This window comes from Synechococcus sp. MIT S9507, from assembly GCF_047304715.1.
GTDB lineage: Bacteria > Cyanobacteriota > Cyanobacteriia > PCC-6307 > Cyanobiaceae > Synechococcus_C.
Genome location: NZ_CP138970.1, coordinates 2,067,098 through 2,089,842, shown reverse-complemented (window position 1 = coordinate 2,089,842; position 22,745 = coordinate 2,067,098). Strand labels below are relative to the sequence as shown.

The window sequence follows — 22,745 nt, the reverse complement described above, 5'->3', positions numbered from 1 at the left end:
TATGAAACATCCCTGGCAGGAGCCCCTTAAGGAGCGACAGACGAGTGTCTTTTGAGTTCGGCTGCATTCGTATCATCACCAACACGAATTGGCCTGATTCCACAACAACCTACTGAGTACTCTCAAAGAGAGCCGTCCTATCTATCGCTAGTAAATTGAGTGGATGCAACTATATGTGCAACAGGTTTTTTCTTCTATGAAAGGTATTGAAAGCGCCAGTAAAGGTTTTTTGGCTAAAAACGAACCACTTCGCTCTGATATCTGTAGTGAGTACTGCACAGCTGCTATTGATCGTAATGGCTTTCGGTTCTGCTCTTTCGACTCTTTGGGCATGGAGAGTGGGCACTTCTCAAAATCAAAGAGAGGACTCGTGATTACTCCTGCTTCTTTGGTTTGGGCAAAGATTCTCAGGCTCTTATTTGGTCGCCAAGTCGACAAGAGCTGATGTTAAGCAGCTGGCAACGAGCAACTTGCTGACAAGATAGGCTGCAATTTTGATGCTGTATGTACCCACTCGGATCAGTGATGTGTTTTCGTTCTGAGCCTACGAGGATGAGTACAGGTGACTTAAAACTGTAAAAGCGATACCTCTTATGGCTGCAATATTCGCAAGCGTGGCGATTTCGGGTTGCAGTGGTGGAATATAAGCCTTGTCCGAGCCAGAACAGTCAGTCCCATCGACTGTCTCTGAAGGCGACTCGCCAGAAGCCACGAAATATGAGATGCACGAAGCATTTTTGGTAATCCCCTTATCGAAAGGGGGCATCGCACAAGATGCTTTGCAACGAATACTTCCGGTAAGTAAACCCTGCAGCGGGCAATGCTTCCACCCACCTGACTTCTGCATGGTTTCCCAGGCTTCGATGGCGTTGTGCCTGAGCATGCGTCCGATGACCGGCTGACCAATGCCGCGTAGCAGTCTGGTCTCGACAACAACCCACTGAGCATGGGCTGTCGGATTGGCATTGCTGAAGCTGCAGACCTTGCCTTCCTGGTCATTCATCAACCAGCCGACACCGTTCTTCGGTGGATGGCGGTCAACAAGTGGTCTGTCCTTATTTGGCATCAGCAGAGTCTGAAAGGACTGGCAGCAGCGCCGTGACTCCTGCAAATTGATCAGGGTTTGAACTGTTGCAGATGTGGGCTGATCACCTGTCGATTGCTCGTTGCTGCGCCTGCATGGCCGAGCACGACTTGGCGGAAGCAATTGGCTTGATGGGTGCCGGCTTCTTTCTGCTGAACCGAGAACTGATTCTCGAACTGTGGAGGCAGGAGATGGAGTTCACTGCAGGGCAAAGACCGACTGCTGACAAGGCAGTCGGTCGATCCTGAAAAAAGTGGTCCCGCCTAGTCACAGCGGGACCACTCTCGTCCCTTTCGAGGACATCCCAGGTCGACCTCTGCTCCCTAAAACCCAGTCATAGCCTTGAAATCCCTTGGTACGACTGGAGAATTTTTTGCCTTCTAAGCAGTCGGTCGATGGTTCGAATCCATCAGGGGGCGTCAATCACAACACGGCTTTTCAGCCAATCGCCACTAGGGCGGGCGAGACTGACTGCAATGCAGGGCTGGGGGTATCAAACCTGCGGCAGACACAGATCCTTCAGGAATGGATCAACCGGTGAGGACTGGACCCCTTGAAGCTATGACACTTAATGAGCCCCAGAACAACAATGTTTTCTGAGTTCGGTCTACCCAGCTAGCCCCGCCCAATGCGGGGTTTCTGCTGTCGGACCACCAGGAAGTAATCGGGTTGGCCGCCGGTGAATTTGCTCACGTAGAAGCCGTCCGAAAAGGTCCTGAAACCGAACCTCGAAGGACGGTTGACCCTCTTCCATGCGTGATCCAGCGGGCATAGACCGAGCAGGTCCCAATCGGAGACACCCATGACAACTGCAACCCTTCTGGCTGATGAGCGTTATTGGCAGAACCTTGCCGCCGCTCAGATGCGCCGTGAGCACATGGCGAAAGCTGAACTACTGAATGGAAGGCTGGCGATGCTCGGCTTTATTGCTCTTTTGGGCACCGAAGCACTGCTGCATCAAGGACTTTTGACAGCACTTGGCATTTGCCTCTAAACGGAGACATCCATGTCGTTAGCCAAGACTTAAGCAGAATCTGACATTGACTTTGAGCAGCTTGTCAAAGAAATAAGCAAGCCTGGATCACCCAAATGGGGGATGCGAGATTCTGCTTTTCCATTGAACATCAAATTACGAAACCAGTCGACTTGAGGGAACTCTGCATGACTGAAGCCCCTAGAGAAAGGCCTGATCGCAAGGTTACTAATCTGCACAAGTTGATGGGAGGGCTATACATAATCTCCCTACTTGCAGCAATCCCTGGAGGTGCTGTCTCTGCGGGATTACTGATCGGCCTACTCAAATTTGCGAATGTCACGTGGCTCCTGCCTCAAGTTTTAGGTATCGAATTTTTGACATTTATTCCCGCAACATTTATTGCTTTTATGGCGCCTGATGACTGATCAGCGTAGGCTCAAAAAATCAAGAAGATAATGTCATTTTGGAAATTTTATTCATTTATCACGCTGGTATCCGTGACTGATCGACTGGAGGCTCTGGAGCAGCGGCTGGTTCCGCTGGGGGGCAGAAAGAAACGGAAGGCTTAGAAATCGACGGCGCAAAAAAGAGCCCCACTCAAAGAGCAGGGCTTTGTGTTGTGAGGAGTCAGGCCATCAACGGCAACCACAGCCACGACCATCGGCGCATGGCTCACAGCAGAAGGCTTTGCCGTCGCGCATCACGGCTTTTGCAGGCTCGACTCTGCACTGACAGCCGGTGTTGCATTTGCACTGGATGAGATCTGTTGTCATGGTCAATACCGGGTTGGAACACTTCTGTTCTATGCCTCGTGAAAGCCTTCCAACAGGGGGACGACCGACCCTCGAGGCACGGCTTAGCGTGCGTTTATACGTAGCCTAGAAATCTCACGAAGCCCTCTCGCATGGAACCCTGCTGACAGCAGTTCACTGAGGCTCGGCTGACAGAAATAGCCCAGATGGGTGATGTGTCCCGGATCAATCCGGGGGGTGAAGTTGTGCTGAGAGGAATAGCCGAATGAATCGATTCGCGAAACCGAAATGGGTGGAAGAGGCAGAAATCACACCGCCCGAAACCAAGGAAGAGCGTGAACAGCGGGAAAGCCAGGAATATCAGGCATGGGTCAAAGCGGTGGAGGGATGCTTCAAACCCCATGGCTGAACTGGCGTAAGACGCCTTACGCAAGAGGACTGCCACGGTTGCAAACGCCACGAGTGCGGCAATCAGGTCGGCAGCAACACCAAAGAACATCCGCCGAAAGCCCAACATCTCAATGCGACACCGTTTAAAGCGCGAGTGATCGCACGACGACTTGCCGGTGAGGAAGGGAACCGGGCAAGTCGTCGTGCTTGTTGCGGCACTGAATGCACTTGTAAAAAATGGAATGACTCACCGTGGATCGGTTGGCGCCAACCCCCAGCTGTGCCTGCTCTGGGAACAGAAGTGATCACTGTCGTCTCACTGCTCGACGTGCTGCAGTCTTTGGTGCTTTCTGACATTGCTCAGGGCTTCCCAGCAAGCCTGACTCCTGCATGCGATCCCGTTCGATCAAGTACAGGACACCCAGGACGCTGCCGCACCACAAAACGACGATGAGCAGGAATTGCCCCATCGTTTTCAGAAAATTCATTCGGTTCTCCCCTCTGGTGACAACTGCGCCACTGACTTCTTATAGATACAGAACAACTCTGAGGCAGAGCTATGTGGTGGGACAGCGATTGGGCTCATGTCATTGAACTGTTGACAGTCATCAGCTCGCTGGCGTTGGCGGCTTATCAGAACAAGGATTCAAGTCGTCATGGAGAAGAGCTTTGACGGACAACCGGTTCGAGCCGGGTCAGATCAAACGTACCTTGCTGATGATGCAATCTCACTCGGATTGATCCTGGATATATCACCCATCCAGGCCATTTCGTTCCAGCAATCTTGATCCTGCATGCGATGCCGTTCGACCAAATACACCGCACCCAAGACGCTTCCGCACCACAGAACGACGATCAGCAGGAATAGCCCAATGGCTTTCAGGATGGTTTTCAGAAAATTCATCAGCCGTGCCTCAATGATTTGAAGTCCATCGGGATTACTTCGGATCGACGGGCACCAGCCCCCCACTGCGCATCAGCAGGTATCTCTGGGCCTGCCTTCATCTCTGCCGGTTCGTGGAAGGTGACGCGCCAATCAGCGACACGACAGGGCACGTAATCAGCTTTTTCGATCCGGACACCACCGAGCACCGATGGTGCCCCTACCAACCAGCCCGCCAGTGAGCACCTTCATTGAGACCACCTTTGAACCACACCCAGCAACGTGCATCGGCCTGGGTGGTGGACTGCTGAGCAGGCATTGGGTGTTACCCCATGGGCACGGACCCTAGATGCGTTTCAGCGGCCGGGCTTGATCTCGCAGTCACCGGACTAAGGGGCTTAGCGCTGCGTGGTTTCATTCAATAACCCACACACAGTCGAAACTGATTCTCAGCAGCAGATTTGCTCTGCTGAGTGTGATTCTCAAAAACATATTTGCAGCTTTTGAATGTGACTCCCAAGAGCGTATTTTGATCCGCCAATGTTCGGTTTTTACGCCTATCTTTCGCTCTCTTGTGATCTAGAACTGATTCATCCCTCCCAGAGGAAGAGACATGACAGCTTCACAAATCCAAGCCCCCATCACTGTCCCCACCGGTCCTGCAGGCCGCGCCATGGCCGAGCCCATGTCCGCTGAACTGCTCGATCTGATGGAAGCCCATCTCAACCTTGAGCGTCAGTCAGCTGCTGACTATTTCGCTGCTGCCATCTGGTTCGCTGAACGCGAGCTGACCGGCTTTGCCGAGCACCTGCGTGATGAGGCCAAGCAAGAGGAGCAGCATGCCGCCAAGTTCGCCGACTATCTGATCAGCAGAGGTCAACGCCCTGTGCTCGACACCATCGAGCCACCGCGTCAGCAGTGGACCGATGTGGAGCAGGTGATCGCCAACGTCTTCCGCATGGAAGCTGATGTCACCGCCTCGGTGCTGCAGCTCTACGGCACCGCTGAACAGGATGACGACAAGCGCACCACCGTGTTCCTCGATCCCGTCGTTGACGGCCAGCGCATCTCCGAACACGAAGCCGCCTATCTGCTGGGTCGCGTCAGGTTCGCTGCAGGCAACCCTGCTGCCGTGATGATCATCGACGCTGAACTGAGAGAAGGCGAGGCCGAGCCCGCCAAGCTTGAAGGCTGATCCACCCTCTGTTCATTCAGCTCAAAGCTCAACCTGCCAACTCCATCAAACAGCCCCGCCCAGTGCGGGGTTTTTGCTGTCCTGAAGCCTTGGCGTCAATAGCTTCCGGGCGAGCTAATGCCAGGCAGCCAGTTCTAAGCCATTCACCACAGTCTCACCAGAACTTCGTGGGTTCTGCACCAGGACTGTGCAGTGGGGTTCACCAGAAGGGCTGTGAGCTTGAAGGAGTCGAGGAGACAGCACTCCCAAACAGCCACTCCTTAAAGCCATGTCTGTTAAGGCTCTCTTCACCTACGCCCTTTTCCTGACGCTGGGCATTGGTGCTGTCACGAATGCCAAAACTCTGTTGATCGAGCAGGGACCTCAGGAGGTCGCTCAAATCGAGGGATTGGACTATGTCATCAGTCATGCGCCCCACCAATGGCACCGTTGGAATCAGTGATGGGGATTCACCACCCGGATTAAACCGGGTTCGGCGAATAGGTGTCTGGAAGCTTCGCGACCTCTTCAGTGAGCATGCATTCGACGATCCGATACAGGTATGCAACCCGCCTGGAGTTGACCATCTTTTGCCACTGGGCCTCTCCCACAGAATTTCTGGTCACTGCGATGGCTGCCAGTGCAGTGAGATTTTGAGCGCGATCCATGCCCAAAGCCCGATGACCCGGATCAAACCGGGCAGCTGGTGAACGGCAATCCACAAATCAGCAAACCCGTTCACACCAGCGCAATAGCAGTTACGGAGATTGGGGAGCCTCGATCGGTATCGGTGACTCAATGGGAACTTGCTTGATCCCGTCCCTGGCTGCATCTGCAGTGATGAAGCCGCCAACGATCACCACCGCCAAGCAGCCCAGACCACCAATGACTCCAACTGCTGTGATCACAACGGTGATTTGATCACCTGTGTTCCGCGGATCAGTGCCTGGAACCATCGAGCCAATCCAGCTGCTTCTGTTCTGGCTGGCTCCACTCTCCGAAGCAAGAAATCATCAAATTCCCTCAAACCAACCGTTTTCGATCTTTGACCCAGGTCAAACGGGCTCACCACCTGGACCGACACCACAAGACAACTTTGGCTCTTTTGGGTGATGTGTCCCCGATCAATCGGGGTGAAGTTGTGCTCGGAGGAATTGATTTATGGACAAACCAGCCAAAAACAAAGGCTCTTGGGCTGGTGGCATCGCTGTCGCCACTCTGTTGGCACTGGTCTCTGCCGCTGCAATTGCTGCTATGGCCCACAACAACTCGCAGCAATACAAAAACTGCATCGCACAGAGTGATGTCACTAGCGACCAATGCAGCCTCCTGTACCCAGCACAGCGATGAAAGCCATCTCAACAGCAGCAATGCAGCACTGGTGTTCCGTCCAGCCCAAGAACGCTTTCACAGCGTTCTTGACTGGCTCGAGTCATGGCATAGCTTTTCCTTCGCGGGTCATCACGATCCCAGCTGGATGAGCTTCGGGCCTCTACGCGTCATCAATGACGACACGATTTCTGCCGGTCGTGGATTTGGCATGCATTCCCATCGCGACATGGAGATCATCACGGTGATGATCGAGGGAGAACTCCAACACCAGGATTCGGCCGGAAACCATGGCGTCATTCAGGCTGGAGATGTGCAGCGCATGAGCGCCGGAACCGGAATCATGCATAGCGAAATCAATCAAAGCGACCAACCCTGCCGGTTGCTGCAGATCTGGATCGAACCCAGCCAACAAGGACTCGATCCCGCCTATGAGCAAAGAAAGATTGTCCTAACCGATCAGGAATGGATCCCAGTGCTGGATCCAAACAACAGCGAAGCCATGGCGATTGCGCGACCGATTCAGCTCTGGCGCCTACGGCTTGCCCAAGGCGAAAGCATCCAACTTCCAGAACTCGCCTATCCACAAGCCTGGATTCAGATGCTCAACGGCGCGATCTGGATCTCAGGTAGAACCGCTGCAAATCTTTGCCAAGGCGATGGGCTTGGATTTCATCCAACCCAAGCAGAGATCAACAAAATCCACTCCTCGAGCAATCAAACAGACTTACTCCTGTTTGGATTGAGCTAATCCTGCACCCTGAATTCGACGCACACCGGCTCCCACAGTCCAAGTGGTTTCACTTGATCTATTCGCAAGCCCAAAGACTGCGTGACCTGCTGATGGATCACGGGCAAGCCCTGACACCAGCACAGGCAGCTGAACGATCGATTTCCTCGTCGTAATACGCCTTACTGAACAATCTGGAAAGGACAGATCTACGACGCAATGGGCAAGCCCAAGACAACGCCGTAACCAATGGCTAAAGGGAAAAAGCTGAGTGATACCCCAACGAGAGTATTAGGGACCTGCAAGATCACCTGAATGGGTGATGTGGATTCTAGTCAGTTCAGCACTTATGAATACATCGGAGGGATGACCTTCTCTATCCACAACTAACAAATGAAACTTTCAAATATTACTACTATCGCTGCTCTTATCGGTCGTTCATTTTTAATACCAGTTCCTGCTGAAGCCAGGAATGTTTGGGTTAATGAAGGAACAGATGTAGATAATGAAACTCACTATGCTTAACCACTTGGTGGCAACTGGCCATACCGTATGTTCATCGACAAAGCTTTCGGCGGTCCACAGCTAAAAGCAGACGCTGATTATCAATAATGTAATTATCGATTCATAACAGCAGATGGCTCAAAAAGCTCTTGGCACGATGTCTTCCCTCAATCAATGGGAGAAAAAGGTCAAGGTCGCTTGCCGCCGATCATCTGCGGAGAAGCCTGAAGCCATTATGAGGTAGCAGAAAGCTATACAAAACCCTTGAAGGGAAAAGCAGGGCTGTTTGGTAGTACTGATCAATCTCCCGACAAAACAACTCAAACCACCCATGCTCCACAGCGCGTGATTTTGCATGCATTTCTGTGAGTGCCCCAAGCTAGGGAATTCTGCACTTGGAAAACCACCTGATGGCGCTTGTGATGCATTACGGATATGTTGTGGTTCGGATACGCTTCTAGCTTGTAGTCATGAAATATCTTCCACTCCTTGGGGCCCTCTTCCTTTACGCAAACCCTGTCGTTGCTGGTGACTTTGTTTATGTGAAATGTGATGCCAAATTGCTCGCAAAAGTGATTGACCCTGAAACATCAGACGCACTTGACTCATTCCCTGAGAGTGACACAAAGGTTTATAAGATTGATAGCAAAAACAGTCCTATTAAAAACAAAGATAGCTTTTCGCACCATATCGCGACCAGGCTGTCAGCGTTGAAACAAGCAAAGGACAAATCACGTATAACGCCAATGACAAAAGCGGTGGATTCGTGGCGATGAAGTTAAAGTTCAATCCACCAGGAAAAATATCAGGCAACGGAGGGAGCAATATATTGAAAAGCAGCAAGACATATAATATTAAAATGTCACTCAATGGAAGCTGCAGCAATGCTGATGCTTCTACTTATTTGAACCAATAAAACCTTTAAACCTCTTCGAATCTCTGTTCCTGATAACCCTTCAGTCCAATCAGCCCCGCCAAGGTCGGGGTTTTATTGCCCTGGAGCCTTGGCCTCAATAGCTTCCGAGCGAGCTAATGCCAGTCAGGCAGCCAGTTCTGAGCCATTCACCAGAAGCTCACCAGAACTTCGTGGGTTCTGCACCAGAGCTGTGTAGTGGGGCTCACCAGAAGAGCTGTGATCTTGAAGGAGTCGAGGGGGGCAGCACCCCCAAACATTCACTCCTTAAAACCATGACAACCTTCCGTAAGTTCAACAAAGTCACAACAGCTGTTCTCTGCGCTGGACTGATTGGCGCCACAACTGGTGTATTAGCTCCTGCTGCAGAAGCTAATCATCATCATCAGGAGAGAAGAATCCGCCGTCAGATTCGTCGCGATATACGGGACTTCAATCATTATCAAAGGGCATACAACCGCGACTGGCGTCGCGCTCGCAGGGTGTATAACCGCTACCCCCGTGTCATTGCCCCCTATGGATATCGCTACGGCTATGGGTATGGCTATCGGCAGCCTGGAATCGGAGTCCAGTTCAGATTCTGAATTCTATGAGTTGTCGGGAAGCCTGATGCCATTGCAAAGCGGCTGAGAGCTATACAAAACCCTTGAAGGGAAAAGCAGGGGGCGTTTAGGAGTCGCTATCGATCTCCCGACAAAACAACTCACTCCGGTCACCCCCGCCCAATGCGGGGTTTTTGCTGTCTGAGCACCTGGATAGAACCGGGTTAGCCGCCGGTGAATCTGCTCCCGTGGAACCCGTCAGAAAAGGTCCTGAAACCGAACTTCCAGGGACGGTTGGCCCACTTCCATGCGTGATCCAGCGGGCATAGACCAAGCAGGTACCACTCGGAGACACCCATGACAGCAACCACACTTCAAGCACCCACAGGTTTGGTCACACACGATCTGGAAGGGCATGACAACGTCTACGCCATGGAACCACCGATGGAAATCGCCGCACCTGATGCCGGCTGGGGATTCCATGAGCGCGCTGAGAAGCTCAACGGTCGACTGGCCATGCTCGGCTTCATTGCAGCGATCGCAACGGAGCTGATCAGCGGCGAGGGCTTGCTTCACACCATTGGCCTTTAATCGGAGATCTCCATGACTTCCACAAAGCTTCGGGCAAGACCAGAGATTGACTACGCGCATTGGCTTCAATCAATGCTCACAGCCTCAGTCGCCGAGACCTTTGAACTCTTTCAATAGAGCCCTGTTGAGATGGTCATCACAACCAACAACCAGTTGCGGGTAGATGGTTCCTTGCAAGTAAGGCTTTTTTGCAGCAGCGCAAACGACTTTGGTTGCCCTTTGCCATTCCATCAGAACCGCTCGTGGAAGTTTCTTCTCAAGTGCTGAATTGGACTCTTGCAGCTTTTTGGAGGCGCACCACCTCATTTCGGGGGTATTGTTCCCCGGGCACTTGATGTTTGGTTGTTCGGCATTTGCTGGCAAGAGCGGCAGCAACGTCAGCAGTAGGAGAGCTCTCACTTTTTTGGGACCGTCTTAGACACAGCATCCTGCACAGCGTTTTTGTCCCTCTTGCAGATCTGCGGGACGCTATCGGCGTGAGCAGTCAGCTCGTGTCGTCAAAGCACGGCGTTGTCCATTATTTCCTCAATGGAACAACGTCTTTGAAGTGCTCCTCTCGCAGACGTTCCAGTTGACCCTTGCTTTCGGCTGGTCGATCGCTCCCTGGCAGTTTGCTTTGATTAACCCCCACCGCGACAACAGTTACAAGGGCAAGCACTGCAATCGTTCCTATCTGCAGAATCCTCATTTTCTTTTCAATCCACTAGCTCAGATCGCTTGGCGACAGCCTGCGCCACTGGGCATCAGCAGGCATTTCTGAGCTGATCTTCATGTCTGCTGGTTCGGAGAAAACCAGCGATTGTTCAGCGGCACTACAGATCCCCACAAGATCATCAAAATGAAATCCGCCTAGTGACCCACAACCGTGCAAACAGGCCCTGATAAAGCTGGATTGGAGCCTGGCAATTAAGGCCCAAGAGAATGGTTTCTAACCGTCCTGCATCCAGAGAGAAAACAGCAGTGTTCCTTGAAGTGAGAAATCTATCCACCATCTCAGCGGGCAGTCCACGATCGAGGAGTCGTCTTGAAGCGATGCTGAAGATCGTGTCGCAGATCTCAGGTTCCCCAGCTTCGCTGTAACTGCTGATGAGCAGCACGCCTCCGGGGAGTAACTGCGCTACAAGTTTCTGAATCATTAGGTCCTGGTGATCTGCAGCCATCAGATGCAGAACGTTATGGCTGATGACGCCATCAAAATCCCCATGCAGCAGACCCGAGCTAACGGCTTCTTCCAGGGTCTTTGGCACCCACTGACAGCGTTCAAAACCACTGTGGCCTCTCAAGGTGTCAAGACTGGTCTGCAACATCTGGGCACTTGGCTCAAGCACAACAAATTCAGCCTCCGGACAGGCATCTAGCAGCTGGGGCAGCTCATCTCCCGGCCCAGGCCCTACGACAAGAATTCCCCTGGCTGCAGGAGCCGCATCACCAATTGCAGCTGCACCGATCTCAAGAAGAGTTGCATGACCTGGTATGGAGTGTTGGATTGAGGTGCGGTATTGGCGTCCATACTCAGACTCGAAATCGAGCTGACTCACAGGCTCAACAGCACCAACTCCTTTCATTGAAGACCACCAGCCAATCAGCGGCTCGACCTGGGCGGATACCCTCGACCAGTTTGCTCGCCGCCATAACGACTTGATTAAGCGATGTCAGTGCAGCATCCTCTACGTCAGAAACGTCTCTTTGTAATGGGTTGGCTAATTCATCCAATCCGTGCTGTTTTCTTCGCTGATGAGCAGGCGTTCAATTGGATTCAAAAAAGGTTGGGCTTATCGAATTACCAGATGGCAGCACTGGTTTGGGTCAAAGGTCTCATCATCGGCATTCTTCTTGGTTGGTGGTTGCTCTGAGCTGACACCGGAACGAGCAAAAGATCTTTAGCGGCATGATTGATCGATGAGTGTTCGAAGTGTTCTGCGCATAGGTCATCCGTCTTTACGTCAACGTGCGGCTGAGATCCCAGATGATTGGTTTGGCAGTCGACGCTTACAGATGCTGATCGACGATCTATTTGATACCAAATCGGCATGTTCTGGTGCAGGGCTAGCGGCACCACAGATCCATGAGCCATGGAGGATTTTTGTGGTTGGGATGGGGCATAACCCTCGTTATCCCGATGCTCCGCCAATACCCGAGCATGTACTGATCAACCCTGTGATCAAATCGATTGGTCAAGAATCGATAGCTGGCTGGGAGGGATGCCTAAGCGTTCCTGGATTGCGCGGTCAGGTGGAGCGTTACAAATGCATTCATCTGCAATATCAAAATCAAAATGGGGCTTCCCATCAGGAAGAATTGCATGGATTTCATGCACGAGTGATTCAGCATGAAAATGATCACTTAGATGGCATCCTATTTCCTGACCGACTAACCAGCACACTGGCCTTTGGTTTTACTGAAGAGCTTCAGACTCATGGACAGATTCCATAGGCATCAAGCTTCTGAGGCCACAGTCTTTGACCCAGATGGATGAACCAAGTGCCTAGAAAATGGACTGAACGGGTGAGGTGAATTCTGTTCAGTTTAGCGATGGTGGATACATCGGAGGGATGACCTCCTGCCGACAAAACAACTCATAACAATCACACCCCTCCACGGGCGGGGTTTTTGATTGCAACGGGGAATACTTCAAGCAATTGCACCCAAGCAATGCCCCTTCAAACGTTGACCACGGTGATGCTGCTCAGCGAAAGAGAAGCTGACCAAATGATGACCTGCCACTGGGACCTAATTCTCGGATAACCGAAAGGAAACGAGAGCATGAGATCACCCGCTTAAGAGATACTGGATTGGGCCATCTCAACAATAGTGGATTGCGACTTTTTCATATATATGAGTTACTACTCATCCCCTACATCTGTCAGAAGAACAAGTCCGGCTGTTGACTTAGGAGTTGGGAGAAGTTTTTTAAAACTATAAATGGTATGACCCGAGATATGCACCTGGATACAAAGCCGGAATGGGAAATAAAAAACAAACACACGAGGCAAGCCCCCCTTGACGCGGGCGATTATGGCCCTAAAATTCATAAATCATTGCTTAAAAATATCTAAATAAATACTATGTTCTAGATCATATCCGGCTTCAATAGCTCAGTGGAATCGATTTCTGAGGCTTACTCAGATATTGCGCCCGATGCATCATCAAAATTTTATTCAATACTCCTCTCAACACAACCTGCTGTAGCTGCTGCCGTCGCTGAAATCATTGAAACAGCCATCGAAACATTGTTTGTTGACGTCCCTGGCTGGAGCCGTGAGCTACCAGTTAATGCAACCGTCATCAGCAACCTGCCAGAAATCGCAGGCACTCCTCTCGATTTCATTGCGGATGTATTACCCGCTTCACAAGAAGTGGTGATCACGAGCTCATTGCTGACGGGAGGTGATGGCGCAAACAGTATTTTCGGCCTATCAGGATGGGATGTCATTGATGCAGGCGCTGGAAATGACAGCGTCCGCGGCGGCAACGGTCGTGATGTGATTACCGGTGGAACCGGCAGCGACGAGCTATGGGGTGACTTCGGCTGGAACACTTATCTTGAGAACAACGACGACGAACAGGACTTACTTGTGATTAAGTCCGATCAGTTTCTTGAAAACTATTGGTATGGAAAATCCGGCAACAATCCCAATGGCGAAAAGGCCGACATCATCACTGAGCTGGATGCTTTTGATCAGATCAAAATCCTGGGTGTAGATACCAGCCAGATCACCATTGATCAGGCATCAGCTCACAGCCAATCCGCTCTTGGCATCTTTGCAAACGGCTTCCTGGAAGCGGTCTACGTCGGCACTAACCTCAACATTGGCCAGCTACTGGACATGGTCTCAGGTGATGCTTCCTCTCAAGTCATGAACAAGACGCAAGGGTTCTACGGAGTCTGAGAACTCACTGACACAATTGTGTTCTCAGACCCCGCTTGAAATGGTTTTTTATTGGACCGTCTGCATCGTCAGGGTATGAGTCACAAGATCAGCATTGACCCACCTGATCACCCCGAAATCAACATCAGGATCTGGAGAGGTTGTGAATGCCCTGGCTGTACACACAGTTGGGCGTCGAAGGTTCTTGCGCTGATGATCAAAAGATTATTTTACACGTATTGCACTGGTTTCATCCTTAACTCTTTTAGCTTCAGGCTGTGCAGGGTAAGGGCATCGTGAGCACGCTGATACCAGCAAGTTGATTGGTAAGTGGAGTGGTCAACAAAATGGGTTTGAAATGGGGAAGCCTGTTACCAAGGATATTAAATTTGAGATTACTGACGCAAGGCAATGCCTTTACTGGCTATAAAAGGGGCTCTTGGTTTCCAGATGGGCAAAAGGAATTGATCAATGGTGTGATCGGAAAAAAGGATTCAATCTATATCTCCGAAGAAGATGGATACACGGTTGGAAGAATCAGATCAAATGGTGGTATTTGGCTTGTCTATCTTGAGGAAAGTAAGGATGATAGTTCTGCAAAAGATTCAATCATCAAAAAAATAAACTGAAGAATTGCCCAGTTCACAGGTTGGACCTTCGCAGTGGTTGATCTGACCTATCCACAAGACCTTGTCGTATTACCCTCAAGTCAGAAAGTCTTGTCTGACGATCACCGTTATCTCTGAAGCAACATCTTGGAAGACCGGCTTCTCTGTTTCAGGTGAGCTGTACACCCCCGTGGCCAATCGACACACGCATAAAACCAATTCACTAGTCCTGGCCATCAACGAAAAGGGCTGCTGCCGCAACGGGCGCAACCAGGCAAGAGCCGGCATCATGCGCGAACTGATGCCTGATCCATGCTTCGCCGATTCTCCATTGGATTACTGGCCTCTGCTGTAACCATCGCGCCACTGCCTCTGAAGGGGCAGGAGGAGAGTCATCGATCAAATGTCTTTTACTTCGAATGCAATGGCAAAAGAACACAGGGTTCTGGTGCAGCAACAGGCTTCCCAATGAATCATCCAGTGCGTATTCAATACAAATTGGATCTTGATGCGTCGACCCTTACAGAGGTGGATATCGACACTGAACAGTTATCTGCTGGGAAGGAGCCAATTGATATTAAAATCTATGGGAAAACACTGACTTCCAAGTTCAGAAATGGCAGGTTGAAGAAGGACTACGAAATTCAGATTCATGGGGATGAGCGACTGTTCTCGATAACTATCTATCCATCAAGTGGATTTGATCCTGACGCCTGGTATGGACAATGCCTTAACAGCAAATCCCTGCACAATTGAGTCTGGTTGTTCAGATATAGATAAAACCGAGTCAACATGATGAAATGCTGATTTGAGACTTTACGAATATGACATCGAATCAGATTCAATGATTGAATCGAGCATGCAAGATAAAAGTCATTGTTTCAAGCAGAATTCACCCGTCTAATCCAGTTAAAAAGAATGGATCTACTGCTAAGATATTGCAGTCAGCAGTATCTGAATTTGTACCGATACAATTGACGAAATGTCGTTATGGTGCAGCATCCTGTGCGCAACTGGCTGACCGCTGAACAATGTTGGCTGAACAATATTGATTGTTAAGCATCATCTGGATGCCGAAACTGTGTCCATGGCCGCGGGTCTACATCAGCTTCCACACGACCAGACTCACTAAATTCATCACCATCCTCGATCAGACTATGGGGCTGACAATCGTTGGTTGCGGATACCTCGGCGAGGTCGTGGCACGTCAGCTGCAACCGCGCCGACCGACACTCCCACTGACCTTGACCACCACCGTGATCGAACGGCATGCAGAGCTGACCGCACTCGCCGATCAGCTGTTGCTCTGTGAAGCCACTGACCCTGCACAACTGCTGGCGGCATTACAACAAACCCACACGGCGTTGTTCTGTTTTGCCCCCAGAGGTAACCGTCAAGTGAATGCTGATGGCTATCGCCAGACATTCGTTGATAGTTTCCGCTGCCTGAGATCCCTGTTAACTGAGCTACCCCACCTGCGCCAGATCATCTACACAGGCAGCTGTTCGGTGTATGGCGACGCCGACGGTGACTGGGTTGATGAATCAACAACTCCTGCTGCCGGAACTGAGCATGGTGCGGTCTTGCTTGAGAGCGAAGGTCTGCTCTCCGACATGGAAGACGGCAAACGGCGGGTGTGCATCCTCAGACTTGCCGCCCTGTATGGGCCAGGACGTGAGCTGGATGATCGGCTAAAAGGGCTCGCCGGTAAGGAGCGCACTGGAGACGGTCGTTCATTCAGCAACTGGATCCACGTGCATGACGCAGCAGGTGCCGTGATCGCTGCCATGGATGGTGCTTGGAGCGGCATTGTGAATGTGGTGAACGACGAACCAATCCGCGTTCGCGATCTTGTGGAGCGCAGCCTGAAGCGCCAACAACTCGACCCTGTGCGCTGGAGCGGCGGTCTCGCGCCAGTCTCCGGGAACGGACGGCGCATCCGCAACGACAGACTCAAGACCCTCGGCTACCGGCTGCAGCGTCCGATGCTGGACTGAGAGAGAGCTGTCGCCTTTGAAGCAGTCGCTCGATACACCCACCCTGGCCATCGCGCGAAGAAAACTGGCACGAAGAAGATGAACGAGAAAAGGAGACCAAGTGCTCGGGAAAGCCTCTTGATGAGGGATATGAAGTTTGTTCGGCTCCGCCTGGTCATGAGACCGTCAGGAAACTAACTCACAAAAAAATCGATTATTGATTACGCGTCAACAGTTGCTGGCTTAGATCACCGCGGAGGATCAACAACGCTGAAACTCGGGTCACGTGAGAAGTAACGAAATCATCAATGCCTGAAAATCATCACTATCAAGACGTTTTACATGTAAGAGAACCACCTAAAACCATATAGACACAGGATGAGAGCGCAAGGAGAATACCTAAAACACTCAGAGCAATAGATGGCACATTCCATATCAGGTGGCCCAGCATCCATGCAAACAACGCAGACATCAGCGCAATAACAGAACCAGCAATTGAGCCGACACGCTTCAACGTTAAAACTGAAAAGATCTGATAAACAGTTCCGCCAAGTCCGGCGACAGCATATAAAAATAAATCACGTTTACTCTGCATCAAGACGGAATGTCCTCAACGTAACCATTAATCACAACACTCACAACAGCAATAATCAACATCGTCATCGTGAGATGAAGAGTCATAAAACTTGCCGACTGGCCTCGGCAATAATCGATTGCCAATGTCGACAAACCACCCAGGAATCCAATGATCAAAGCAAGCATCACGAATCCAAGACCAGCACTGATACGAGAACCTTCCATCAAGGCAATTCCAACGATTCCAATGAGTGAAAGTGGCCAAAAAACAAAACGAACGCTGCCAAGGCCAAAAGCCATACTCAGTCCAGCCACCCATAGGGGTCTCATGCTGGCGAGCGTGAAAGACTCTCCAGGCGAATAAAGTTCCAGGATAAAATAAAGCATTGCCAAAAATATTACAGCCGACGTGCTTCGCAAAAGGATGGCAAAACTGTTCCAATGGCATTCAGCTTTTGGTCCTGACAAAAATATGAATATTGCAAACGGAAGACCAAAGAGTGCTCTCGAAAGAAGCGCAATATCCCACCCTCCGGACCCAAGGCCGTGCACAGCGACACCAGACAGGGGAAAAAACACAGACGCAGTCAACATTTAGACAAGAGCTGTCGTCACGGAAGACCACATCCAAGGAGCATCCACATTAATGAATTCTCACCAAACCTTTGCAAATCTTGCCGATGACCAGCTAAACACTTCAAGCAGCCAAGACTGTTGAACTAGAAAAAAGAACTATCAAGGAATCAAGATGCAAACCCTTTCACCAATAGCATGGATTCACAGACAGACCCCTGTTGAAACCCCGCGAAACGGTGTTTCAATGGATGAGACTGAGATCAAAATTTCACATGGCCATTATCAACATTATTGGATATGGCATTCTCAACCTTGACAAAATCATTTCCGATCCGCCAAGGTCCAAAAACGCAAGGATCACAAGTATCTCACCCTTCGAAGTCAACGTTGATATTGAATTAGATATTAATGACAATGGTGTTTACATCCCCACAAGTATTAGCGCATCTGGCCTGTTTATCCCAACACTCAACGGCGAAATCAGCGGGACAGTTACACGAGTGCAGCTAAAAACAGACGACAGTTATTGGAACCTTGAAATCAAAGACATTCAGGTCAATATCGAAGATGTTATTTCCTTGATAGATGATCAGACGGCCTTGAGAGCGCTTGGTTTAAGCCTGCTGAGCGGATACGATATCATCAATGGATCCGATAATGGCGGCTCATTGATCGCCAGACTTTTTGACGGGAACGATACTTTATTCCTCAACAGCGGGCTGCTGAATGACGTGAACACCAATGCTGGTCAAGATTTCATTGAAATTCAGGGTGGCAGCGGCAACTTGCTAGCCGGATCCGATGATGACACCATTCAATATATTGAAGGAGAATTTATTAACACCAACGGAAACAAAGGCAATGATCTCATCAACCTTTTGGGTGGAAAGGGAATTGTCCTGGGTGGTCAAGACTCCGATACCATCAACTTAAGAGGTGGAACATTCGAGAACATCAACGGAAATCTTGGGAGCGACATCATCAACATTCAAGACGGAGAGGCAGAAACAATATTAGGTGGTGCCAATGCCGATCTGATCACCAACTTTTCAGGGAAATTCACCTCCATCAATGGCAATAAAGGTGATGACACGATCATTAACGATGCTTCACCATCAGGCGTCCTTAGAGGAGGCAAAGACAATGATTTACTTATCAATAATCCTGGGGCAAATGGGAACTTCTATGGCGATCTTGGCGCAGATGTCTTCAAGCCATCTGATCAAGGGTTGATGACGATTAAAGACTTTAATCCTGCAGTCGACTCTCTAGACCTCAGCAATTTAGATACTTTTTCCACAAGAATCAACGGAAACAACACGCTGATTGAAACGTCGTTCGGAGTTGTCGCAGTTTTAGAGAATGTGATTTTATAGATCCGCATTAAGTCAGCGGGGATCATTTGTTTTTCATACCAACAGGACAGCCAACCAAACAGGAACACAAACAGCCATCAAGACCGCGAGAAGATGAACAATCATGCCATTTCTACAGAGAAGTCCAATCCTTGAAAAAAGACATGCAAATCATTCAACAATATTTAACCAACTTACATGAAGTATTTTCGCAATGTTTTAACAGCCATGGCTTAAGCAAAACCAAACAATGCTTATTTCGTCATTATTTCACCTACCTTTCTGATAGTTCATTCCAACTTAGATGATCAATCCTCAGCGAATTGCTCTGGCGATCGTGATTTGCGCCGCAAGTGGCTTGAGTGTTTCATGCTCGCAATCGACTGGAAAAACTCCAACGAGCACAGGGCTATCATCAAATGTTTATGATTCTGCAAAAAAAGCATTAGAAGAAAATGGTTTCTCAGGGTACGAACCTAGTGGCGAAGTGCACATCTCAGGCACACCTGCCATTGCTGAGATTGTTTATTCAAATGGAGAAAAAACAGTTGAAGTGGATATTGAGAAGGATTCAGGTTCAATCGTAAAAATCGAGGAGGAAGTGGATCTTGACTCGATTCCTGCCAATATTGTCGAAAAAGCCAAATCATCTGGCGTAGACTTAGCTACATGTCAAATCTATCAAGCAGCAAAGAGTTCATCAGGCGAACTCGAAGGTTATGAGTTTGATGACTGCGAGTTGAGCAAAAAAGATGTCGACGTAGATGTAGACACATTAGACGTTGATGTTGAGTCAAACGACTCAACAACCAGAGACAGCTAAGTCAAACATTTCTTCAGTCAAGGCAAATTATTTTTGCTTGAGAAACTTATTAGCAAGTCAAGCGGTAATTCGTCGCTTGACTTGCTAATGAGGACAGACCGGCTCTTCCTACCTTTCCACAAGAACTTAATTAAAATCGAATTATAATTGATCAGGAAATATCAATTTCTTTGATGTAGATCAGCAGCTCATTGAACTCAAATGATTCGCAGCCATCAATCTGCGTGTTGTCCTCATCAGTCCAGATCAATTGCTTTACGCAAACAAACCTTCTCATCAACTCATCCTGTGTGTTGATTGAGTACTCCATGGAAAGAATTTGGATCAATTAATCGAGATCGTCTGTATCAAACGCATCAACACCAGGAATTTGCATTCGAACTACGTCCTGAAAGCTCAGTGCCGACATCGCTCAAAGTATTTGACACCCATTAAGCATGGCAACGGAAAGGGCACATCGTCACTACGCGGAAAGGATGACCTGCCTTCTCTACAATGGAACAACTCCAGTAAACAGACACGACTCAACCCATCGAGCAACCAAATATCCACATCAAAATCGGTATATCTTCGATTGCCAGCTGACCGGTCGATTGCCCTCCTCCTGTTGATTGTGCGGGCTGACCCAATCCAGATGGTGGAGTGTTAATGCTCACCTCTGAGCAGGCGATGGCGGATCTTTTTCTGCAGCACAAACGATGCAGGAATCAGAGTGATGCCATTGGCAAGAATCAACGGCCCATTGCCTGTGACCAGACCAAACACTCCCCAGATAGCGATCCCGCTCGTGAACAGGCTGTACATCGACAGGGAAATGGAGCATGTGTCATCCGTACGCAGCGTTTTGATTGCCTGCGGAAAGAAGCTCGATGCGGTGAGAGCCGCAGCTACATAACCGATTGAGTTGCCATCCATCCAAAAAATACCAGGCGCAAAAGTGTTCCACAAACTACTGCCCGATTGCTTCACCCCATCCACATTTGGCGTTGGAATTGGCCATGGCCCCGGTTCTGGGACCATGAGTGCATAGATCTGGCTCAGAAGTCCAATCAAGCTAATTTATTGCATTTGAAGCTGACCTACTGGCGCTTGCAGTCAGTGTGATCTTCGATGCCAACCTGACCCATATAAACAATGATTGCCCTCGATTGTTTAGTGCCATTAATGCCCTTATGACACCAATTCATTGGCTCTAGATAGCTCATGCCTTTGCTGAATGTTTTTCCCCTTTGGATCCATAATCAACAACAAATGATCCTTCTGTCACATACACCCACAAAGGCACATTATGTTGATGCCAGTTGGTCTCCTCTCCTGGCCAAAGGGTGACATTCAGAGGTTTGACACTGGGTGTTCCCTCAGCATAATCGAAGGGATTACCGAGAACATCAGTGGATTGATTCTGAATCGTGATTGGATCGGCGGTAATACCACCTTCATAGTTGTGAGCAAACGATGTTGATCCGCTTAAGGTGCCCAACGCCAAAAGTCCGATGGCAAAACGATTCATTTGCTGATTGACTAATGTTCAACCAACCACATAGCAAAGAACACAGATTGAGGCCGTCTTAACTCTCAGAACAGGATGAAACAGCCAGACAGAGATTGGAGGGGCATCCATCGCAGGTTGACTGTCAGAAATCTGTAGCAAAGGGTGGATGTTCGAACCAGCGGGAGATTCACACACTGGATGAACCTGTTACTGGATGGTGATGACGCCCATGGAAGCCAGTGCTGATGAGAGACAGACAAGACATCAAAAAGCCCTGCTTTATAGAGCAGGGCTTTTTGATGTCCTGCCTAAATCAGCCCTCAACAGCACTCACAACTGGTGCAACACTGTTCTCCACCTGCATGGCCATCAGCACAGGGTTGTGAACAGAACAACTTGCCATCCTTTTCAACAGCTGTCTGAGGTGAAACGGTGCATCCACAGGGCTCGCATGCACAGGTAGGGGTTGTGTTGACCATCAACAATCCTCGTATCTCATTTCTCTATAGGACAGTCTGGGGACCATTGGCATCACCCATCTGAGTGAATCAGAACCACTTCGAGGGATGGCAATCAGTAGCGCCACAACAAAAAGCCCCTTTCTGACGCTTCTGTGCCGTGACGGAGTGGCAGCCCTCCAGAGCTTTTTTCAAATGCATGGCCGAAGCAGGGCAAGGGCTTCTGCCTGGTGCTGCCCGCGCCAACCCCAGGTCAACGACCAGCCACTGTCAGATGCAACGGACTCAACCCACCCACATCGTGCCGGCCAGTCACAACGCTGCAGATGATCAATAACGGCATCACGCTGCACGCCCGTGAGACCTGGCCACTGAAGAACCCGCGCGACGTAGCGCTCCAGATAACGAGCTCGCGACTCATGCTCCTCCTGGAACACGTCCGTCCAAACCAGCAGCCCATCGTGGGCAATACGCCGGCGGGCCCCGTTCAGAAAACGAACTTTTTCAGAGTCACTGAGGTGATGAATGGCGAAGGCCGAGTGAATCAGATCCACCGATCTGCCGACATCCTCCTCTGCCCATTGGAGCAGATTTCCACAAACCCAGTGGCAGGGGAACCGGACATGGCCCATCTGACGTTCAGCGAGAGCGAGCACGGAGGCAGCAAGGTCAACTCCTGTGTAAGAACTCAGCGGCAAGGATCGGAACAAAGGCGAGAGGCGGGCCAGATCCCCACAGCCCAAATCCACCAGAGCAACGCTTGGAGACTGATCCCCACGTTGATCGAACCAAGCCCCGAGCATGGCAGCGGTGGCCTCTGCGATCGCTCTGTGCTCCATCGAATCGTGTTCGAGGACAGTTCTGTAGGTCTGCCACTGCTCTTCAAACAGAGACATCAACTCCGTACCATCACACACCCTTCAGGATGACGCCTACCTGGAAGAAATTACTTCTGGTGAGCACCCCTGCTCTGACCCAGCAGGTGATCAGCGAGTTCAAATTGGCGCAACTCCTCGTGACTCTGCGCGCAGTCGATCCCTGGTCGTGCCTGAGGCTTTGTTGAAGCCATGGTGACTTCAGGTGGAACCAGATCAGTCTTTGCAGCACCACGATTCGTTAGAAACGGCTCAGACATGCTGGAAAA

At 50.1% G+C, this 22,745-nt stretch carries 36 protein-coding genes and 1 tRNA gene; 21 read left to right on the top strand and 16 right to left on the bottom strand.

The genetic code is table 11. From position 1 onward, the window contains the following. Nucleotides 1–544: 544 nt before the first annotated feature. Nucleotides 545–1,066, bottom strand: a complete 522-nt coding sequence (locus SIB83_RS11005; protein ID WP_413745830.1) for a hypothetical protein — start codon at nucleotides 1,064–1,066, stop codon at nucleotides 545–547. A 113-nt stretch (nucleotides 1,067–1,179) separates the two neighbouring features. On the opposite strand from SIB83_RS11005, the gene SIB83_RS11000 reads away from it, so the two are divergent. Both SIB83_RS11000 and SIB83_RS10995 read left to right on the top strand, forming a co-directional pair. Then, entirely contained in the window at nucleotides 1,180–1,332 is a 153-nt protein-coding gene (locus SIB83_RS11000; protein WP_413745829.1) for a hypothetical protein, read from the top strand. Between the two features lie 91 nt (nucleotides 1,333–1,423). After that, a tRNA-Arg gene (locus SIB83_RS10995) sits at nucleotides 1,424–1,503 on the top strand. A 196-nt stretch (nucleotides 1,504–1,699) separates the two neighbouring features. Here the strand turns inward: SIB83_RS10995 and SIB83_RS10990 are convergent. Further along, nucleotides 1,700–1,888 (bottom strand): hypothetical protein, encoded by a 189-nt coding sequence (locus SIB83_RS10990; protein WP_413405847.1) that lies wholly within the window; start codon nucleotides 1,886–1,888, stop codon nucleotides 1,700–1,702. Here SIB83_RS10990 and SIB83_RS10985 point away from each other — a divergent pair. Together SIB83_RS10985 and SIB83_RS10980 are read left to right on the top strand one after the other, a co-directional pair. Beyond that, nucleotides 1,887–2,078, top strand: coding sequence for a chlorophyll a/b-binding protein (locus SIB83_RS10985; RefSeq protein ID WP_413745828.1), 192 nt, complete (start codon nucleotides 1,887–1,889; stop codon nucleotides 2,076–2,078). The genes SIB83_RS10990 and SIB83_RS10985 overlap by 2 nt on opposite strands. A 167-nt stretch (nucleotides 2,079–2,245) precedes the next feature. Beyond that, on the top strand, nucleotides 2,246–2,485 hold the full coding sequence (locus SIB83_RS10980) for a hypothetical protein (protein WP_413405844.1): 240 nt from the start codon (nucleotides 2,246–2,248) through the stop codon (nucleotides 2,483–2,485). 210 nt (nucleotides 2,486–2,695) lie between these two features. On the opposite strand, the gene SIB83_RS10975 is transcribed toward SIB83_RS10980, so the two are convergent. Beyond that, nucleotides 2,696–2,833 carry a metallothionein gene (locus tag SIB83_RS10975; protein ID WP_413405842.1) on the bottom strand — a complete coding sequence of 46 codons (138 nt, stop codon included), beginning with the start codon at nucleotides 2,831–2,833 and terminating at the stop codon, nucleotides 2,696–2,698. A 244-nt stretch (nucleotides 2,834–3,077) separates the two neighbouring features. Between SIB83_RS10975 and SIB83_RS10970 the strand changes: the two genes are divergently transcribed. Next, a complete protein-coding gene (locus tag SIB83_RS10970; protein WP_413405841.1) occupies nucleotides 3,078–3,221 on the top strand; it encodes a hypothetical protein in 144 nt (47 codons plus the stop codon). A 681-nt stretch (nucleotides 3,222–3,902) separates the two neighbouring features. Here the strand turns inward: SIB83_RS10970 and SIB83_RS10965 are convergent. After that, the gene (locus SIB83_RS10965) at nucleotides 3,903–4,106 is read right to left on the bottom strand and encodes a hypothetical protein (protein ID WP_413405837.1); all 204 of its coding nucleotides are present in this window, start codon (nucleotides 4,104–4,106) and stop codon (nucleotides 3,903–3,905) included. A 592-nt stretch (nucleotides 4,107–4,698) separates the two neighbouring features. Here SIB83_RS10965 and SIB83_RS10960 point away from each other — a divergent pair. Next, nucleotides 4,699–5,280 carry a ferritin gene (locus tag SIB83_RS10960; protein ID WP_413403540.1) on the top strand — a complete coding sequence of 194 codons (582 nt, stop codon included), beginning with the start codon at nucleotides 4,699–4,701 and terminating at the stop codon, nucleotides 5,278–5,280. 268 nt (nucleotides 5,281–5,548) lie between these two features. Continuing rightward, complete coding sequence (locus SIB83_RS10955) at nucleotides 5,549–5,722, top strand: hypothetical protein (RefSeq protein ID WP_413405833.1); 174 nt, start codon at nucleotides 5,549–5,551, stop codon at nucleotides 5,720–5,722. Nucleotides 5,723–5,741: 19 nt separating this feature from the next. On the opposite strand, the gene SIB83_RS10950 is transcribed toward SIB83_RS10955, so the two are convergent. Then, nucleotides 5,742–5,927, bottom strand: a complete 186-nt coding sequence (locus SIB83_RS10950; RefSeq protein ID WP_413405831.1) for a hypothetical protein — start codon at nucleotides 5,925–5,927, stop codon at nucleotides 5,742–5,744. Nucleotides 5,928–6,017: 90 nt separating this feature from the next. After that, the gene (locus SIB83_RS10945) at nucleotides 6,018–6,215 is read right to left on the bottom strand and encodes a hypothetical protein (RefSeq protein ID WP_413405828.1); all 198 of its coding nucleotides are present in this window, start codon (nucleotides 6,213–6,215) and stop codon (nucleotides 6,018–6,020) included. A 347-nt stretch (nucleotides 6,216–6,562) separates the two neighbouring features. Here SIB83_RS10945 and SIB83_RS10940 point away from each other — a divergent pair, with 347 nt between their 5' ends. From SIB83_RS10940 to SIB83_RS10925, 4 genes are all read left to right on the top strand, one after another. Continuing rightward, nucleotides 6,563–7,339 (top strand): pirin family protein, encoded by a 777-nt coding sequence (locus tag SIB83_RS10940; RefSeq protein WP_413745827.1) that lies wholly within the window; start codon nucleotides 6,563–6,565, stop codon nucleotides 7,337–7,339. A gap of 953 nt (nucleotides 7,340–8,292) precedes the next feature. Beyond that, complete coding sequence (locus SIB83_RS10935; protein ID WP_413745826.1) at nucleotides 8,293–8,598, top strand: hypothetical protein; 306 nt, start codon at nucleotides 8,293–8,295, stop codon at nucleotides 8,596–8,598. 412 nt (nucleotides 8,599–9,010) lie between these two features. Beyond that, a complete protein-coding gene (locus SIB83_RS10930) occupies nucleotides 9,011–9,319 on the top strand; it encodes a hypothetical protein (RefSeq protein ID WP_413745825.1) in 309 nt (102 codons plus the stop codon). Nucleotides 9,320–9,634: 315 nt separating this feature from the next. Then, nucleotides 9,635–9,868, top strand: coding sequence for a chlorophyll a/b-binding protein (locus SIB83_RS10925; protein WP_413403747.1), 234 nt, complete (start codon nucleotides 9,635–9,637; stop codon nucleotides 9,866–9,868). A gap of 84 nt (nucleotides 9,869–9,952) precedes the next feature. Here the strand turns inward: SIB83_RS10925 and SIB83_RS10920 are convergent, their stop codons facing one another. Beyond that, nucleotides 9,953–10,243: a DUF1311 domain-containing protein gene (locus SIB83_RS10920; protein ID WP_413405818.1), complete on the bottom strand. Its 291-nt coding sequence runs from the start codon at nucleotides 10,241–10,243 to the stop codon at nucleotides 9,953–9,955. A gap of 196 nt (nucleotides 10,244–10,439) precedes the next feature. Here SIB83_RS10920 and SIB83_RS10915 point away from each other — a divergent pair, with 196 nt between their 5' ends. After that, nucleotides 10,440–10,628: a hypothetical protein gene (locus tag SIB83_RS10915; RefSeq protein WP_413745824.1), complete on the top strand. Its 189-nt coding sequence runs from the start codon at nucleotides 10,440–10,442 to the stop codon at nucleotides 10,626–10,628. A gap of 73 nt (nucleotides 10,629–10,701) precedes the next feature. Here the strand turns inward: SIB83_RS10915 and SIB83_RS10910 are convergent, their stop codons facing one another. Beyond that, the gene (locus SIB83_RS10910) at nucleotides 10,702–11,433 is read right to left on the bottom strand and encodes a class I SAM-dependent methyltransferase (protein WP_413745823.1); all 732 of its coding nucleotides are present in this window, start codon (nucleotides 11,431–11,433) and stop codon (nucleotides 10,702–10,704) included. Nucleotides 11,434–11,517: 84 nt separating this feature from the next. Here SIB83_RS10910 and SIB83_RS10905 point away from each other — a divergent pair, with 84 nt between their 5' ends. The 7 genes from SIB83_RS10905 to SIB83_RS10875 all read left to right on the top strand — a co-directional run bounded on the left by SIB83_RS10905 (nucleotide 11,518) and on the right by SIB83_RS10875 (nucleotide 16,342). Continuing rightward, nucleotides 11,518–11,721 carry a hypothetical protein gene (locus SIB83_RS10905; RefSeq protein ID WP_413745822.1) on the top strand — a complete coding sequence of 68 codons (204 nt, stop codon included), beginning with the start codon at nucleotides 11,518–11,520 and terminating at the stop codon, nucleotides 11,719–11,721. 46 nt (nucleotides 11,722–11,767) lie between these two features. After that, complete coding sequence (gene def, locus SIB83_RS10900) at nucleotides 11,768–12,301, top strand: peptide deformylase (RefSeq protein ID WP_413745821.1); 534 nt, start codon at nucleotides 11,768–11,770, stop codon at nucleotides 12,299–12,301. A gap of 665 nt (nucleotides 12,302–12,966) precedes the next feature. Next, the gene (locus tag SIB83_RS10895; RefSeq protein ID WP_413745820.1) at nucleotides 12,967–13,758 is read left to right on the top strand and encodes a hypothetical protein; all 792 of its coding nucleotides are present in this window, start codon (nucleotides 12,967–12,969) and stop codon (nucleotides 13,756–13,758) included. Between the two features lie 314 nt (nucleotides 13,759–14,072). Continuing rightward, on the top strand, nucleotides 14,073–14,366 hold the full coding sequence (locus SIB83_RS10890) for a hypothetical protein (protein ID WP_413745819.1): 294 nt from the start codon (nucleotides 14,073–14,075) through the stop codon (nucleotides 14,364–14,366). 61 nt (nucleotides 14,367–14,427) lie between these two features. Then, the gene (locus tag SIB83_RS10885; RefSeq protein WP_413745818.1) at nucleotides 14,428–14,700 is read left to right on the top strand and encodes a hypothetical protein; all 273 of its coding nucleotides are present in this window, start codon (nucleotides 14,428–14,430) and stop codon (nucleotides 14,698–14,700) included. After that, on the top strand, nucleotides 14,658–15,101 hold the full coding sequence (locus tag SIB83_RS10880) for a hypothetical protein (RefSeq protein WP_413745817.1): 444 nt from the start codon (nucleotides 14,658–14,660) through the stop codon (nucleotides 15,099–15,101). Before SIB83_RS10885 ends, SIB83_RS10880 begins: the two co-directional genes overlap by 43 nt. A gap of 314 nt (nucleotides 15,102–15,415) precedes the next feature. Beyond that, a complete protein-coding gene (locus SIB83_RS10875; RefSeq protein ID WP_413745816.1) occupies nucleotides 15,416–16,342 on the top strand; it encodes an NAD-dependent epimerase/dehydratase family protein in 927 nt (308 codons plus the stop codon). A gap of 307 nt (nucleotides 16,343–16,649) precedes the next feature. Here SIB83_RS10875 and SIB83_RS10870 read toward each other — a convergent pair whose 3' ends face one another. Continuing rightward, complete coding sequence (locus SIB83_RS10870; RefSeq protein ID WP_413745815.1) at nucleotides 16,650–16,916, bottom strand: hypothetical protein; 267 nt, start codon at nucleotides 16,914–16,916, stop codon at nucleotides 16,650–16,652. Beyond that, complete coding sequence (locus tag SIB83_RS10865) at nucleotides 16,916–17,491, bottom strand: hypothetical protein (RefSeq protein WP_413745814.1); 576 nt, start codon at nucleotides 17,489–17,491, stop codon at nucleotides 16,916–16,918. The genes SIB83_RS10870 and SIB83_RS10865 overlap by 1 nt, the downstream gene beginning before the upstream one ends. 254 nt (nucleotides 17,492–17,745) lie before the next feature. On the opposite strand from SIB83_RS10865, the gene SIB83_RS10860 reads away from it, so the two are divergent. Continuing rightward, on the top strand, nucleotides 17,746–18,849 hold the full coding sequence (locus tag SIB83_RS10860) for a calcium-binding protein (protein ID WP_413745813.1): 1,104 nt from the start codon (nucleotides 17,746–17,748) through the stop codon (nucleotides 18,847–18,849). Between the two features lie 283 nt (nucleotides 18,850–19,132). Further along, nucleotides 19,133–19,651, top strand: coding sequence for a hypothetical protein (locus SIB83_RS10855; RefSeq protein ID WP_413745812.1), 519 nt, complete (start codon nucleotides 19,133–19,135; stop codon nucleotides 19,649–19,651). A gap of 151 nt (nucleotides 19,652–19,802) precedes the next feature. On the opposite strand, the gene SIB83_RS10850 is transcribed toward SIB83_RS10855, so the two are convergent. From SIB83_RS10850 to SIB83_RS10825, 6 genes are all read right to left on the bottom strand, one after another. After that, nucleotides 19,803–19,961, bottom strand: coding sequence for a hypothetical protein (locus SIB83_RS10850; protein ID WP_413745811.1), 159 nt, complete (start codon nucleotides 19,959–19,961; stop codon nucleotides 19,803–19,805). A gap of 335 nt (nucleotides 19,962–20,296) precedes the next feature. Beyond that, complete coding sequence (locus SIB83_RS10845; protein WP_413745810.1) at nucleotides 20,297–20,566, bottom strand: SemiSWEET transporter; 270 nt, start codon at nucleotides 20,564–20,566, stop codon at nucleotides 20,297–20,299. 286 nt (nucleotides 20,567–20,852) lie between these two features. After that, entirely contained in the window at nucleotides 20,853–21,161 is a 309-nt protein-coding gene (locus tag SIB83_RS10840; RefSeq protein WP_413745809.1) for a hypothetical protein, read from the bottom strand. A 302-nt stretch (nucleotides 21,162–21,463) separates the two neighbouring features. After that, the gene (locus SIB83_RS10835; protein ID WP_413405791.1) at nucleotides 21,464–21,622 is read right to left on the bottom strand and encodes a metallothionein; all 159 of its coding nucleotides are present in this window, start codon (nucleotides 21,620–21,622) and stop codon (nucleotides 21,464–21,466) included. Between the two features lie 170 nt (nucleotides 21,623–21,792). Beyond that, nucleotides 21,793–22,497 (bottom strand): class I SAM-dependent methyltransferase, encoded by a 705-nt coding sequence (locus tag SIB83_RS10830; protein WP_413745808.1) that lies wholly within the window; start codon nucleotides 22,495–22,497, stop codon nucleotides 21,793–21,795. 50 nt (nucleotides 22,498–22,547) lie between these two features. Next, on the bottom strand, nucleotides 22,548–22,670 hold the full coding sequence (locus tag SIB83_RS10825; RefSeq protein WP_413439579.1) for a hypothetical protein: 123 nt from the start codon (nucleotides 22,668–22,670) through the stop codon (nucleotides 22,548–22,550). Between the last annotated feature and the right edge of the window lie 75 nt (nucleotides 22,671–22,745).